This is a genomic window from Streptomyces sp. NPDC014656 (assembly GCF_043084305.1).
Taxonomy (GTDB): Bacteria; Actinomycetota; Actinomycetes; order Streptomycetales; family Streptomycetaceae; genus Streptomyces.
On the sequence record NZ_JBIBZN010000003.1, the window covers coordinates 318,895 to 333,082 of the forward strand.

The 14,188-nt window shown below is 75.0% G+C and carries 9 protein-coding genes; 4 read left to right on the forward strand and 5 right to left on the reverse strand.

The features are described from left to right. Positions 1-278 precede the first annotated feature (278 nt). The 3 genes from htpG to ACF1ED_RS08870 form a co-directional block, all read right to left on the reverse strand. Positions 279-2,201, reverse strand: coding sequence for a molecular chaperone HtpG (htpG, locus tag ACF1ED_RS08860; RefSeq protein ID WP_391758055.1), 1,923 nt, complete (start codon positions 2,199-2,201; stop codon positions 279-281). 193 nt (positions 2,202-2,394) lie between these two features. Then, positions 2,395-3,045, reverse strand: coding sequence for a type III effector protein (locus tag ACF1ED_RS08865; protein WP_391758057.1), 651 nt, complete (start codon positions 3,043-3,045; stop codon positions 2,395-2,397). A gap of 219 nt (positions 3,046-3,264) precedes the next feature. Next, on the reverse strand, positions 3,265-4,251 hold the full coding sequence (locus ACF1ED_RS08870) for a hypothetical protein (protein ID WP_391758059.1): 987 nt from the start codon (positions 4,249-4,251) through the stop codon (positions 3,265-3,267). 329 nt (positions 4,252-4,580) lie between these two features. Between ACF1ED_RS08870 and ACF1ED_RS08875 the strand changes: the two genes are divergently transcribed. Together ACF1ED_RS08875 and ligD are read left to right on the forward strand one after the other, a co-directional pair. Next, positions 4,581-5,402, forward strand: a complete 822-nt coding sequence (locus tag ACF1ED_RS08875; protein WP_391758061.1) for an ArsR/SmtB family transcription factor — start codon at positions 4,581-4,583, stop codon at positions 5,400-5,402. A 459-nt stretch (positions 5,403-5,861) separates the two neighbouring features. Beyond that, positions 5,862-6,785 carry a non-homologous end-joining DNA ligase gene (gene ligD / locus ACF1ED_RS08880; protein WP_391758063.1) on the forward strand — a complete coding sequence of 308 codons (924 nt, stop codon included), beginning with the start codon at positions 5,862-5,864 and terminating at the stop codon, positions 6,783-6,785. Positions 6,786-7,053: 268 nt separating this feature from the next. On the opposite strand, the gene ACF1ED_RS08885 is transcribed toward ligD, so the two are convergent. Next, positions 7,054-7,584 (reverse strand): hypothetical protein, encoded by a 531-nt coding sequence (locus ACF1ED_RS08885; RefSeq protein WP_391758065.1) that lies wholly within the window; start codon positions 7,582-7,584, stop codon positions 7,054-7,056. A gap of 182 nt (positions 7,585-7,766) precedes the next feature. Here ACF1ED_RS08885 and ACF1ED_RS08890 point away from each other — a divergent pair, with 182 nt between their 5' ends. After that, positions 7,767-10,124, forward strand: a complete 2,358-nt coding sequence (locus ACF1ED_RS08890) for a phosphoketolase family protein (RefSeq protein ID WP_391758067.1) — start codon at positions 7,767-7,769, stop codon at positions 10,122-10,124. A gap of 108 nt (positions 10,125-10,232) precedes the next feature. Then, positions 10,233-12,005, forward strand: coding sequence for a hypothetical protein (locus tag ACF1ED_RS08895; RefSeq protein WP_391758069.1), 1,773 nt, complete (start codon positions 10,233-10,235; stop codon positions 12,003-12,005). Between the two features lie 12 nt (positions 12,006-12,017). Here the strand turns inward: ACF1ED_RS08895 and ACF1ED_RS08900 are convergent, their stop codons facing one another. Next, positions 12,018-14,156, reverse strand: coding sequence for an ATP-binding protein (locus ACF1ED_RS08900; RefSeq protein WP_391758071.1), 2,139 nt, complete (start codon positions 14,154-14,156; stop codon positions 12,018-12,020). Positions 14,157-14,188: the final 32 nt, after the last annotated feature.

A 14,188-nucleotide genomic window follows, 5' to 3' on the forward strand; every position in this document is an offset into this window, starting at 1 on the left:
GTCCCACGAACTGTCGCGACCGCGGCGTGATCAGCGGTTCTCCGCCCCAGGATCACGGCTGGTCCCGGGTCGGACGACGATCGTCCGGACGGGGGCGCCGAGATGACCGCGGAGGCGCTGGCGCCCTCGCGGGCGGCCGGAGCCGAAGGGACCGGGCGTCCCGGCGGGATCCCGCCGGCGCGTCGATGGTTCCGAGCCCGGGGGAACCGGCGATTCCTCCGCCCGCGGCCCGGGCCGCCCCGCCCGTGGGGCGGGGCGGCCGTGGGCCGCGCCCGTGGTCACAGGGTGCGGGCCAGGCGCTCGGTGAGCAGGCGGGTGAAGCGGGCCGGGTCGGGCAGGTCGCCGCCTTCGGCGAGCAGCGCGCTGCCGTAGATCAGCTCGGCGGTCTCCACCAGGGCGGGATCGTCGGCGGCCGTGTCGTGTGCCGTGCGCAGGGCGGTGACGAGCGGGTGCGTGGGGTTGAGTTCCAGGATCCGCTTGACCGGCGGCAGCTGCTGCCCCATCGCCCGGTACATCTTCTCCAGCGTCGGCGTCACGTCGTGGGCGTCGCCGACGATGCACGCCGCCGAGGTCGTGAGTCGTGACGACAGGCGGACCTCCTTGACCTGCTCGTTCAGGGTGGTGGTCAGCCACGACAGCAGGGCGGCGAAGTCCTGCTCCCGCCGGGCCTTCTCCTCGGTGCCGGTCTCCTGGTCGCCGTCACCGGACTCGCCGAGATCGACCTGGCCCTTGGCGATGGACTGCAGACGGTGGCCGTCGAAGTCCGGGACCCGGTCCACCCACACCTCGTCGACGGGGTCGGTGAGGATCAGGACCTCGTACCCCTTGGCGGTGAAGGCCTCCATGTGCGGGGAGTTCTCCACCATCGCGCGGGACTCGCCGGTCAGGTAGTAGATGGTGTCCTGGCCGTCCTTCATGCGGTCGGCGTACTCGCGCAGGGTGGTGGTCTTCTCCGGGTCGTGCGTGGAGGCGACCGAGACCAGTCCGAGCAGGGCCTCGGTGTTGTCCGGGTCCTCGATCAGGCCTTCCTTCAGCGCCCGGCCGAACTGGGCCCACACCTTCGCGTAGCGCTCGGCGTCCTTGGACCGCATGTCCTTGAGGGCGCCGAGGACCTTCTTGACCAGGCGGCGGCGGACGCCGCGGATCTGCCGGTCGTGCTGGAGGATCTCGCGGGAGACGTTCAGCGACAGGTCGTGGGCGTCCACGACGCCCTTGACGAAGCGCAGGTAGTCGGGCATCAGCGCTTCGCAGTCGTCCATGATGAACACCCGCTTGACGTACAGCTGCACGCCGGACCTGGTGTCGCGGGAGAACAGGTCGAAGGGCGCCTGGGAGGGGATGAACAGCAGCGCCTCGTACTCGAAGGTGCCCTCGGCGCGCATGTGGATCGTCTCGGCCGGCGGCAGCCAGTCGTGGCTGATCTGCTGGTAGAACTCGTTGTACTCGTCCTCGGTCACTTCGCTGCGCGGCCGGGCCCACAGGGCCTTCATCGAGTTCAGCGTGTCATGGTCGCGGACGGTCCCGCCCTCGGCGTCGGTGCGCTCGGTGGCCATCAGGATCGGCCAGCGGATGAAGTCCGAGTACTGCTTGACGATCTGACGGATCTTCGGTTCGGAGAGGTAGTCGGCGAGGCCGTCCTCGCTGTCGGCGGGCTTGAGGTGCAGGGTGACCGAGGTGCCCACGGGCAGGCCGTCGACGGCCTGGAGGTCGTAGGTGCTCTCGCCGTCGGACTCCCACTGGGTGCCGGAGTCGGTGCCGGCCCGCCGGGTGCGCAGGGTGACCTTGTCGGCGACCATGAACGCCGAGTAGAAGCCGACGCCGAACTGCCCGATCAGGTTCTCGGCGGTGGCGGCGTCCTTGGACTCCTTGACCTTCTCCAGCAGCCCGGCGGTGCCGGACTTGGCGATCGTGCCGATCAGCTCCACGAGTTCGTCCCGGGTCATGCCGATCCCGTTGTCACGGACGGTCAGCGTGCGGGCGTCCTTGTCGATCTCCAGCCAGATTCCCAGGTCGGCGGTGTCGGTCCCGGCGAGGCTGGAGTCGGTCAGCGATTCCAGCCTCAGCTTGTCCAGGGCGTCGGAGGCGTTCGAGATCAGCTCGCGCAGGAAGATGTCCTTGTTCGAGTAGATCGAGTGAATCACCAGCCGGAGCAACTGGCGGGTCTCGGCCTGGAACTCCAGCGTTTCGGCACTGCTGCCCATGGGGTCTCTCTCTGTCGGGATGTCGGGATGTCGGTCGTGATGTCGGGATGTCGGGATGTCGGGATGTCGGCGGGGATGTCGTGAACGGGCCCGGACTCGGGCCGAAGCGGGTCATCACCCCCCGTCGGCGTGGTCCGGGGCGTGGGACGCGAGCCGGGCCGCACCCGCCCGGTGCGGCCCCGTCCGGCCGGGGTCAGCCGTCGTCAGCGGACGCCGTCGTCCCCCGGCCTTCGAGGAGGTCCAGGGACGCGGCGAGGCCGGCGTGGCGGGCGTCGAGGTGGGGACGCATGCCGGCCAGGGGCGCGACGAGCTCGGCGGCGTCGGCGGCACCGAGAGCGGCGTGCAGGGCGGCCTGCGCCGAGCGCGCCTCGGGCCCGAGGGGGGCGAGCGCGGTGAGCTGTCCGGCCAGGCGGCGCAGGTCGGCGGCGTGGGTACGGGCCCAGGTGGCGGTGGCTCGTTCGGCGGCCCTGGCCCGCCGGGTGGCCGTCACCCGCTGCTCGCCGGTGGTGCCGGTGGCGCCGGGGCGGCCGCGCAGGTAGCGGCGTTCGGCGGCTTGACGGCTGGCGACGCCGAGGGGGCCGGCGAGGTCGGCCCAGCTGGCGCCCGCCTCGCGGGCGGTTTCGATCAGGCCGGTCTCCCATCCGGTGAGCTGCTCGCGCACCTGCCGCAGCAGCGTCAGGGAGGCGAGGGCCTGCTCGGGACCGGGCCCGGCGGCGTCGGGAGCCTCGCACCGGGCCCGGCGCAGCACGTCGTCCATGGCGGTGAGGGCCGCCGCGGCGGCGAGGAAGGACGCCGGGCCGTGGACGTCGGTGCGGGGCGCGGACGGCTGGTCGGCCGTGGTCACGGGAACCCCCTCAGGATGTCGTCGGTTCGATGACATCATCTTTGTCATCCATCGGACGACATGCTACAACGCGTCGGTCCGGCGCGTCGGCAGCGACCGCCCGGACCCGCCGGGGGCGCGCTCACGATGCCGACGCGCACCGCGGCCCGGGGAGTCGGCGCCGTGGACAGCACGGCGCCGACTCCCCGGGCCCGTCACGCGTGGGCGGCCGGCGTCACCTCACGGAGTCGCGGCCCCGGGGAGGTCACGGGGATCCTCGCAGGTGGGGTCGGGGAGCGCGCGCACGGTGTACGGCGGCCGGCCCGGCGGCTCGTCGAGCTGGCTGTCGACCACGTAGAGGCGGCATCCGTGCTTCGCCAGCGTGGTGGGCAGGTCGAAGGGTTCGTCCGTGAGGCGGTGGGTGACCGTACCCGTCCGCAGTTCCCGGTCGAGCCGGGCGATGTAGACCCCCTGCGGGGCACCGTAGTTGAGCACGGCGTACAGCGTGCGGCCGCGCAGCACCATGCCGTCGGCGCCGAAGGACTGGTCGCCGAGGTCGAGCCGGCCGATCTTCCGGTCGGCGGTGCCGATCCGCCAGACGGCCTCCGTGCCGTTCGACGCCACGAGGAGGGTGGAGCCCGTCTCGTCGGCCACGATGCCGTTCAACAGCCAGTACTGGGGCGGGAACTGGGGGAACGCGGCACGGACGTCGAGCCAGGGTTCGAGCGGGCCCACGACCGAGCCCCGGATCTCCGCCCGGTGGATCACGGGGTTGGCCCAGTCGGTGACGTACACCGCGTCCCCGGTCACGACCAGGTCGTTCAGGTGCGGCGCTCCGAGCGGCCCGTCCTCGGCCGTGCGCCGGGCGAGCAGCCGTCCGTGGCGGTCGTGCACGGTGAGGGTGGCGCCCCCGACGGACAGCACCCGGCCGCGCCGGTCGGTGTGCACGCCCAGGGTGCTGGGGCGGTCCTCGAGACCGCGTGCCGGGAACGGCGCGAGGTCCGGAGCGTCGATCCGGCCGCGGTAGAGGGTTCCGAGGCCGTCGGAGGAGACGTACAGGGTGCCGTCGGGGGTGACCGTGATCCCTTCGGGCAGCACCCCCGCCTCCCGGGAGACGACGTAGCGGTCGGGCAGGTCCCGCGCGACGGCGGGCGCGGGCGCTGCGGCGAGTGCCGTGAGCAGCGAGGCGGCTGCGAGACAGGCGGTACGGGCGGGAATGCGGCGCATCGGCGCGACCTCCGTGGGAATGCTGCGCGGGACGAAGGGGACGAGAGGAGCGTGCGGCATCCGCGCGCGGAACGCAGTGCCTTTCGCCCCTCGTCGAAAGGGTCCGGCGGGCGGATAATCACTTGTCATGATCCGTCTTCACTTCACCGCCGAGGATCTGTGCCGGATCACCCTCGCTCCGGCGGCCAACGCGCTGGCGGAGACCGTGCTGGGCGCGGGTCTGAGCCTGCGTCAGGGTGGCCGGGGAGGCGGGGGCCGGGGCTCCGGGCGGACCCGTCGTACGCGGTCCGCGGTCCGGGAGTGGCACCGCTCCCCCGCACGGAGGCCCCGTGCTCCGGACCGGAGCGCTCGCCGAACTGCTCGCGGAGGACGGCTTCGTACCGGACTTCCTGCTGCAGCCGGGGATCCACGACCTCTCCGCCGGCCTGGAGGCGGCGGCGGCCACGCCCGTGGAGCGGCTGGCCCTTGATCTGGGGATCCCGGACGCGGAGGGGTGGAACGGCGGTCTGGTCCGGCCCGGCCGGTGGGCGCGCGAGCTGGCCCAGGGCTCCCCGGCCGCGACCCGGGCCCTGCTCCACGACACCCGGGACTTCTTCACGAGGTGTGTGGAACCGCTCTGGCCGCGGATCCGCCAGGACGTCCTCGCCGATCGCGCGCTGCGGTCGGAGATGCTGCTCCGCGGCGGCGTCGACGCCCTGTTGACGACGCTCGGCACGACCTGGCGGTGGCAGTACCCGACGCTGCACCTGCCCTCGGCGTCGACCCACGACGTCCCGCTGTGCGGGCGGGGGCTGCTGCTGGTGCCGTCGTGGTTCGCGACCGGTCCGTCGGTGATGTACCGCCCGGAGGCGGCGACCGTACTCGTCCATCCCCTGTACGAGGCGGCCGGCGGAAGCGCCGCCGACGACGAGCGGCCGGAGGCACTCGCTGCGCTGCTGGGCCGTACCCGGGCCCAGGTGCTCGCCCTCCTGCGCACCCCCGCCACCACGACGGGACTCGCCGAACGGGCCTCCGTCTCCCTCGCGGCGGCCAGCCACCACGCGGGGGTCCTGCGGGCCGCGGGGCTGATCGACACCGTCCGCACGGGAACGGCCGTCCTGCACAGCCTCACCCCTCTCGGCCACTCCCTGCTGGCCGGAACCCCTCGGTGACGCCCCACCGCGCTCGGGCCCGCGCGTGCGGCACCGGGCGTGGGGCGTGGCCGGACCGGCGGGACGATCGCCTGCGCGGTCCTCCCGCCCAGGAGGGGACCGCCGCGGCCCGTGCGCGGAAGACGACGAGACCTGCGGTCCGGACGGTGAGCACCCGCCGGTCGCCGGGTCCGCCGCGCCGCCGCCACCTCACGAGGACACCGTCCGCGGTCTCGCCGCCTCCGTCGCCGCCGCTCGAAGTGGCCCGGCGCTCGGGACGTCCGGCGTCGCGGGGCGCATGGACACCGGTGGTCCGGGAACACGCCCTCACAGTCCGTCCCGTTCCGCGCGCACATGGCGGCGGCGGTGCGCGAGCGGGCCGGCGTGACCCGCCGTCCCGCCCCGGCGCCGGCCGGGGAACCCGCCGGAACGGGGGCGGGCGGACCGGCCTGCGGGCGCGACGACCGAGGGAGAGGACACATGGCTGCCACCCACGAGGTCCGGGTGGGGCGGCGTACGGTGCCCGTCAGCCGGCCGGAGAAGGTGCTCTTCCCGGACGACGGCATCACCAAGGCCGATCTCGCCGCCTACTACCGAGCCGTCGCCCCGCGGATGCTGCCGCACCTGCGCGGACGGCCCCTCATGCTGGAGCGTCGTCCGGACGGGATCGGCGACCGGGGCTTCATGCAGAAGGACGTGCCGGACCACTTCCCGGACTGGGTCCGCCGCGTCGAGCTGCCGAAGGAGGGCGGCACCGTCACGTACCTGCTGTGCGAGGACGCGGCCACGCTCGTCCTCCTCGCCGACCAGGGCTGCGTCACCGTGCACCGGTGGCTGTCCAGGGCCGACCGCCCCGACCACCCGGACCGGCTGGTCTTCGACCTCGACCCGCCGGACGACGACTTCGGCCGGGTGCGGGAGGCCGCACGCCGGCTCCACGAGCTGCTGGACGAGGTGGGACTGCCCGCCCTGCCGATGACCACCGGCTCGCGCGGGCTGCACGTCGTCGTCCCGCTCGACCGGAGCCTGCCCTTCGACGCCGTACGCGCCTTCGCCGCCGACGTCACCGGCGTGCTCGCCGCACGGCACCCGGACCGGCTCACCACCGAGGCCCGCAAGAAGGCCCGGGGCGACCGGCTGTACCTCGACATCCAGCGCAACGGGTACGGGCAGACCGCCGTCGCCCCCTACGCGGTGCGAGCCCGCCCCGGCGCTCCCGTCGCGGCCCCGGTCACCTGGGACGACCTGGAGGATCCGGACCTCGGGGCGCGCCGCTGGAGCCTCGCCGACGCGGACCTGCTCCTGAAGGACAACCCGTGGAGCCCCGCTCCCCGGCCTCGCTCGCTCGGAGCCGCCGCGGACCGCCTGCGCCGGCTCGGCCTCCGCCCTGCCGCGGACCGGTAGCGCGCGGAGCCGGGGCGCCGGGGCCCGTGCAGGCCCCGGGGCCGCTCACGTGACGGGCTCCGGCGCCGGCACGGGCCCCGGCAGCGGCCCGGGCTGCGGGTGGGGTTCCGGGCGTGGGCCCGGTGGGGGCGGGGGGTCGGGCCCGGGTCGCGGCGGAGCCGGCGGCACGGGGTCCGGCCCGCCCGGGGCGGGCACGGGGCCGGGCACCGGCCCCGGTCGCGGCCCCGGTCCCGGGCCGGGCGACGGGGTGGGACTCGGAGGCACCGGGTCACTGGGCGGGGTGCCCATGGCCGTCTCCTTTCCACGGCGAGTGCTCGGGGCCGGAACGGCCGGCGGAACCGGCCGCCCAAGGGGACGCCGCGGCCGTCGCCGCCCGGTGGTGGCTGCGCCGCGCCCCGTGCCACTCGTGGGGCGACCGGTGCACCAGCTCGAAGCTCTGGCGCTCGCGCGCGAGCTCGTGCCCCTCGGCGTCGACGAACCGGCCCGTCACCTCGTACGTCGCACAGTTCGCCCGTCCGACGGGCAGCCGCTCCGCCGGCAGCCGGATCTCGTAAGGCCCTCCCGGGCGGAAGCCGCCGAGCAGATGGCGGGAGGTCATGACGACCTGCCCGTCCCGGCGGCGTTCTTCCTCGTAGGCCAGTCCCTCGGTCTGCTCGCCCACCCGGAAGGTGAGGGAGACCGCCATCACCCCGCCGTCGGGCAGCTCGACGGGAAGGCGTCCCTCCGGCGCCGGAAGGAGGGACAGTCTGCCCCGGTCCTCCGAGAACAGGGCCACTTCGAGGAGAGTGAAACGCGCCATGCCGGACTCACGACCTTTCGCCCCCGGTCACCCCACCACCGTACGCCCGGTCCCGGAGGGTCATCGCCTGCCGACAGCGGGGGAACCGCGGCGGCCCTCCCCGCCCGTACGCCCGCCGATTGAGCGGTGCCGGGCGGGGCAGGCGCCCTCACGAAGCCTCTTCCCGGCCCCTCGGAGGTGTCGTGACCCCGCCCGCCCAGCCCCGGCCCGAAGGGCCCGGCCCCTACATCCGAGCGGCCGACTACACCGCCGCGGCCCTGATCTTCCTGCGGGACAACGTCCTGCTCACCGAGGCCCTGCGGCCCGAACACGTGAAACCGCGGCTCCTGGGCCACTGGGGCTCCTGTCCCGGCATCACCCTGGTCTACTCGGCCCTCAACACCCTGATCCGCCGGCGCGGCGCCGACGTCCTGCTGGTCACCGGGCCCGGCCACGGCGCACCCGCCGTCCACGCCAACCTGTGGCTGGAGGGCACCCACGAGCGCCACGACCCCGCGCTGGCCAGGACGGAGGCCGGGCTGCGGGAGCTGGCGAACCGCTACTGCGCCCCCGACGGCTTCCCCAGCCACCTCTCCCCCTCGGTGCCCGGCACCCTGCACGAGGGCGGCGAGCTCGGCTACGCCCTCTCGACGGCGGTGGGAGCCGCGCTGGACGCCCCCGACCGGATCGTGGCGTGCGTGGTGGGCGACGGGGAGGCGGAGACGGGGCCCACCGCGGGCGCCTGGCACTCCACCAAGTACCTCGACCCGGTGACCTGCGGAGCGGTCCTGCCGGTGCTCCACCTGAACGGTTACAAGATCTCCTCGCCGACGCTCTTCGCCACGATGACGGACACGGAGCTCACCGCCCTGTTCCGCGGCTACGGCTGGGACCCGCACCTCGTGGACGAGACCGGGCCCGCGTCCGGAGCCGCCCTCACCGCCGCCGTGCTCGACGCCCACGACACCATCCGGGAGCTCCAGCGCGGGGCCCGCGCCGGCGACCTTCCCGCGCGGCCCGCCTGGCCGATGATCGTGCTGCGCAGCCTCAAGGGGGCCGGTGCGCCGGCCGAGGTCGGGGGCACCGCCGTCGAGGGCACCTTCCACGCCCATCAGGTTCCCCTCCCCGACGCCCGCGAGGACCCGGCGCAGCTGAAGGCCCTCGAGTCCTGGCTGCGTTCGTACCGGCCCGGGGAGCTGTTCGACGAGGAGGGACGGCCGGTCCCGGAGGTCCTCGCCGGACTGCCGGAGCCGGACGCCCTGATCGGCGCCCGGCCCGCCGCGAACGGAGGACGGCTGCGGCGGCCCCTCCCGCTCCCGCCCCTCGGCTCCCACGCCGTGGCGCTCGCCGGGGGCCCGGGGTCCGCGACGGCGAGCCCCACCCGGGTCCTGGGCGGCTGGCTGGCGGAGCTGATGGAGGCGACGGCCCGGCGCCGTGACTTCCGCATCGTCTCCCCGGACGAGCTGGCGTCCAACAAGCTCGACGCGGTCCTGGCGGCCAGTGGCCGCGCGTACGTCTGGCCGGTCGGGGAGTACGCCGAGGACCTGGCCCGGGACGGCCGGGTGATGGAGACGCTGTCCGAGCACAACTGCCAGGGGTGGCTGCAGGGGTACCTGCTCTCCGGCCGCCACGGCCTCTTCCCCACCTACGAGGCCTTCGCCGCGATCGTCGACAGCATGGCCAACCAGTACGCGAAGTGGCTGAAGATGTCCCGGGAGGTCCCCTGGCGGGAACCGGTCAGCAGCCTCACCTACCTGCTCACCAGCGAGGGATGGCGCCAGGAGCACAACGGCTACAGCCATCAGGGCCCCGGGTTCATCAGCAACCTGCTCGACCGCAAGAGCACCGTCACCGGTGTCTACCTGCCTCCCGACGCCAACACCCTGCTGGTCACGATGGAACGGCTGCTCGACGAGACCGGGAAGATCAACGCCGTCGTCGCCGGCAAGCACGACGCCGCCCAGTGGCTCGATCTCGACGCCGCCCGGGAGCACTGCCGGGCGGGCGCCTCCGCGTGGGCGTGGGCCGGCACCGCGGGCGACGGGCCGGCCGAGGCCGTCCTGGCCTGCGCCGGCGGCATCCCCACCGTCGAGTCGCTGGCCGCCGCCGACCTGCTGCGGCGCGACCTTCCCGACGCCCGCATCCGCTTCGTCAACATCGTCGACCTGTGCGCCCTCGCCCCGCCGGACCGCCATCCCCACGGCATGTCCCCGGAACGGTTCCACGAGCTGTTCGGCGAGGACACCCCGGTCGTCGTCGACTTCCACGGCTACCCCTCGGCCGTGCACCAGCTCCTGCACGGCCGTCCCCGTCCGGACCGCTTCCACGTCCGCGGCTACGTCGAGGAAGGCACGACCACCACCCCGTACGACCTCCTCGCCCTCAACGGGACCACCCGCCACGACCTCGCCCTCACGCTCCTGCGCCACCTGGACCGGCCCTCCGGCCGGACCCGGCGGCTCGCCGACCGCTACGCGCACCACCGCGACGAACTCCGGCGCGAGCTGCGCCGTACCGGCGTGGACCCCGCCGAGATCACCGGATGGAGGTGGCCGGGATGACCGGCCGACCGCTCTTCCCGCAGGTCAGAACGGCGGATCGAGCGCGGCGACACGGCGGACGGATAGGCTGTCGGAACAACGACATCACGCTCGCCCAGGAGGTCACGAGTGGGGCCAGAACCCCCGGCGATCCGCGTCCCGGTCGGGGAAGGGTCCGATCGGTGGGCGAGCCGGACGGCACAGCGGCGGGTCCTGCTGGTGGTCCACAACGTGACCTCGGCCGGCCGCCTGCTGGATCTGACGCCGCTGTTCCACGACGACTTCCGGGTCCAGGTACTGGTCACCTCGACGGGCTCCTCCGCGTTCCAGGACGGCATCCATGAGCTCCTGCGCGGTCTGGAGCTGCCCGAACTGCCCTGGAGGCAGGCCGTCTCGACCCCGGTGGACCTGGCCGTCTCGGCGAGCTTCGGCGGCGAACTCGACCTGATCCAGGGGAATTTGACCGTGCTCTCGCACGGGGTCGGATATACTAAGAGATTGGGCAAGCCGGGAGCCGGGAGCCGGGAGCCGGGAGCCGGGAGCCGGGAGCCGGGAGCCGGGAGCCGGGAGCCGGGAGCCGGGAGCCGGGAGCCGGGAGCCGGGACGCCGACCTTCGGGTTGTCGCCGGAGTGGCTGCTGTCCGGCGGGAAGCCGTTCGCCGACGGCCTGGTCCTCTCCCACCCCGAACAGCTGGAACGGCTCGGCCGGGTCTGCCCTGAGGCGGTGCCCGCGGCCGTGCTCGCCGGAGACCCCTGCTACGACCGGATGCTCGCGGCGCGGCCGTACCGCGAGAGGTTCCGGCGCGCGCTGGGGGTGCGCCGGGGCCAGCGGCTCGTCGTCCTGAACTCCACCTGGAACCCCGAGGGCCTTTTCGGCAGCGGCGGGCGGGACGTCCTGCCCGGGCTCCTCCCCCGGCTCGCCGCCGAACTGCCCGCCGACGACTACCGGCTGGCCGCCGTCCTCCACCCGAACGTCTGGTACGGGCACGGCCCCGGCCAGATCCGGGCCTGGCTCGACCGCGCCAGGCGCCACGGGCTGGTCCTCGTCGACCCCGTGCACGCGTGGCGGCAGGCCCTGCTCGCCGCCGATCTCGTCCTCGGGGACTTCGGCGCGGTGTCGTACTACGCCGCCGCCCTGGGCACGCCCGTGCTGCTGGCCGCCGACGGGGCTGGCCTGCTCGACCCGGAGGCACCGCTCGCGCGGTTCGTCCGGCACGCGCCCCGGCTCGATCCGTACGGGCCGCTGCTCCCCCAGGTGGAGCGGGGGATCGCGGACCACCGTCCGGACCCCGCCCACGCCGGGTCCGTCACCTCGGAGCCGGGCCGGGCGGCCGAACTGCTGCGCCGGCACTTCTACGCGCTGATGGACCTTCCCGAACCCCCCGGCCCCGCCTCCCTGGAGCCGCTCCCGCTCCCTCCGTACGCCCCGGGGAGGACGACGGCCCCCCTGCACGTACGGACCCGCGCGGAGGGGACGGACGTCGTGGTCGAGCGGTCCGCCGGGCATCCGCCCGGGGCCGCCGGCGACGCCCACCTCGCCGTGCACGAGGAGACCCGGCACCCCGGCGACCTCGACGTGGCGGACGTGATCACCCGCGACGGGCCGGCGGACGACCCCCGGCTGGGCGGACCCGGCGCATGGGCCGACGAGGTGCTGCGCCTGCACCCGCACTGCTCGACGGCCGTCTACGTGACGGGCCCGCACGACTGCTTCGTACGCAGCCGGGCGCACGGCACGTTCCGGCTCGCCGCCGAGCCGGGGGCGGACGCCGACCCGGCGGCGTACGCCTCCGCCCTGCACGCGTGGCTGGCGTACGGCGGGAGGGTCCCCGCGGACGGGACCGTCCTCCGGATGCACACGGCCGGAGGCGTGCGTCCCTTCCGCGTGACCCCGGCCGCCTGACCCCGCCCCGGCCTACCGGTCCGCGGCCGGCGCGCACCGCCGTCGCAGACCGGCGAGGTAGGCGCGGTGCGGGGCGGCGGAGGCAGGCAGCAGCGTCTCGGCCTCGGCGATGCAGGCCAGGGCCGCCGCGTCGTCACCGGCCTCGTGCAGGGTCTCGGCCAGGTCGGTGAGGGCCCGTGCCCGGTTGTACGCCTCCGGCGGCGCGCCGGTGCGTCCGGCGAAGAAGTCCACGGCGCGCTCCAGGCACCGGCGGGACTCGTCCAGCCTGCCCAGGCCGCGCAGGGCGCGGCCCTGGTGGCGCTCGACCAGCGCGAGGGCCCTCGGGAGATCGGCCGCGCCCTCCTCCCCGGGCCCGATCCTCCGGTAGACGGCCTCCGCCTCGGCGAACCGCTCGTACGCCTCCTCGTACTCCCAGCGGTTGAGGCTCAGCAGGCCGAGGAGTTCCACGGCCGACGCCTCGCCCCGCAGATGGCCGGCGGCCCGCTCGTACGTGACGGCCGCCCGGGCCGCCCGGGCCGCCTGCTCCCACCGGCCCGTCTCGCCCAGGCAGTGGGCCAGCTGGATGTGGAGCGAGGCCGCCATCCGCTCGTCCGCGCGGTTCCCCTCGGCGCACCGCGCAGCGTCCCGGAGCGCCGGGAGCACCTCGTCCCAGTGGCCCGCCTTCAACTGCAGCGGCCAGAGCGAACGGCCCAGCCACAGGGCGGTCTCGGCCCGTCCGTGCTCCTCGGCCACGACGACAGCCCGGGCCACGTTGGCGACCTCGGCGGCCAGGACCGCGATGCCGTCGGGGACGGATCCGGCAGCGGCCCGGTACTCCCCCGGCACCTCGGTCCGCCAGCTCTCCGGCAGGGCCGCGCGGGACGCGGGCAGGACCAGCGCGAGCAGCGCGTCGAGCACCCGGGACACGGCGTCCGCGCACGCTTCGGGGCCGTACTCGGCGGCGGCCGTCTCGGCGAGCTGCCGTCTGACCTCGGGCCGGAAGCGGTACCGCAGGTCGGGGAGGGGTTCCAGCAGTCCGACGTCGACCGCCTCGTCGAGCAGGCGGGCGGCCGTCACCTCGGGGACGTCGGCGGCGGCCGCGGCGATCGCGGCGCTGACGGAAGGCCAGCCGCCGAGCGCCGCGAGGCGGCACAGGCGCAGCGCCTCCGGGCCGAGCCGGAGCGACGCGGCGTGCGCGGCGGCACGCACCGGGTGGCCGGGCCCCGTTCCGGTCCGTTCACCGGGCGCGGGCCCGGGCTCGTCGCGGGTCAGCAGCCGGGCCTCCGCGTGGAGGGCGAAGGCGTTGCCCCGGCAGCGTTCGAGCACTCCGGGAAGCCGTTCCCTGACCCGCGCGGCGTGCTCCGGCCCCGCCACCTTCCGCACGAGCCGCTTCGCGTGCCGGTCGGACAGCGGCGGTACGGCGACGCGTTCGGCCTCCAGCAGCAGCGGCGGCCCGGACACGACGACCACCAGCAGGACGTCGGGGGTCGAGGGCACGAGGGCGCGGACCTGTGCCAGGGAGGTCGTGTGGTCGATCACCACCAGTGCCCTGCGCTCCGCGGTGAGCTGCCGGTACAGGCGCTCGCGGCCCACCTCGGTGGCCGGGATCCGGTCGGGTTCCACGTCCATCTCGCGCAGCAGCCGCAGCAGGACGCCCGCCGGGTCCGGGCCGGTCTCCCCGGCGGTGTCGCGCAGGTCGACGTAGTACTGGCCGTCGGGGAAGCGGTCGCGCGTCTCCGCGCCCAGCCGGAGCGCCACCGAGGTGGAACCGCTGCCCGCGGGGCCCGACAGCAGGACCACCCGGGGCCGTCCCTCCCAGGGGCGCTCGGCCTCCCGCAGCAGCCGCTTGAGCACCTTCTCCTGGTTCGTGAACGCCCACGGGGCCGGGGGCATCGCCCCCTGGGACGGCTCGGCCGCCGTCTCCGGGGAGCCCTCCATCAGCAGCGCCCACTCGCCGGCCCGCCGCGGGTCGCCGCTCAGCCGCGCGTGCACGCGCCCTGCCAGCGCCCGGCGGTCCTCCGCGCCGGCCGGCAGCGGTGTCTCCCGCCCGAGCGTCCGCCGCACCAGAGCCCCCGCCGACAGGGTCAGGTTCTTCCCGACCTCACCGGCCGCGCCGTTCCCCACCCCGAGCAGGAACGTGGTCAGCGCACTGAGCGCCACGACCTCCAACACTTCGGCCCCTCCCCCTGGTCGCCGGCTCCGCT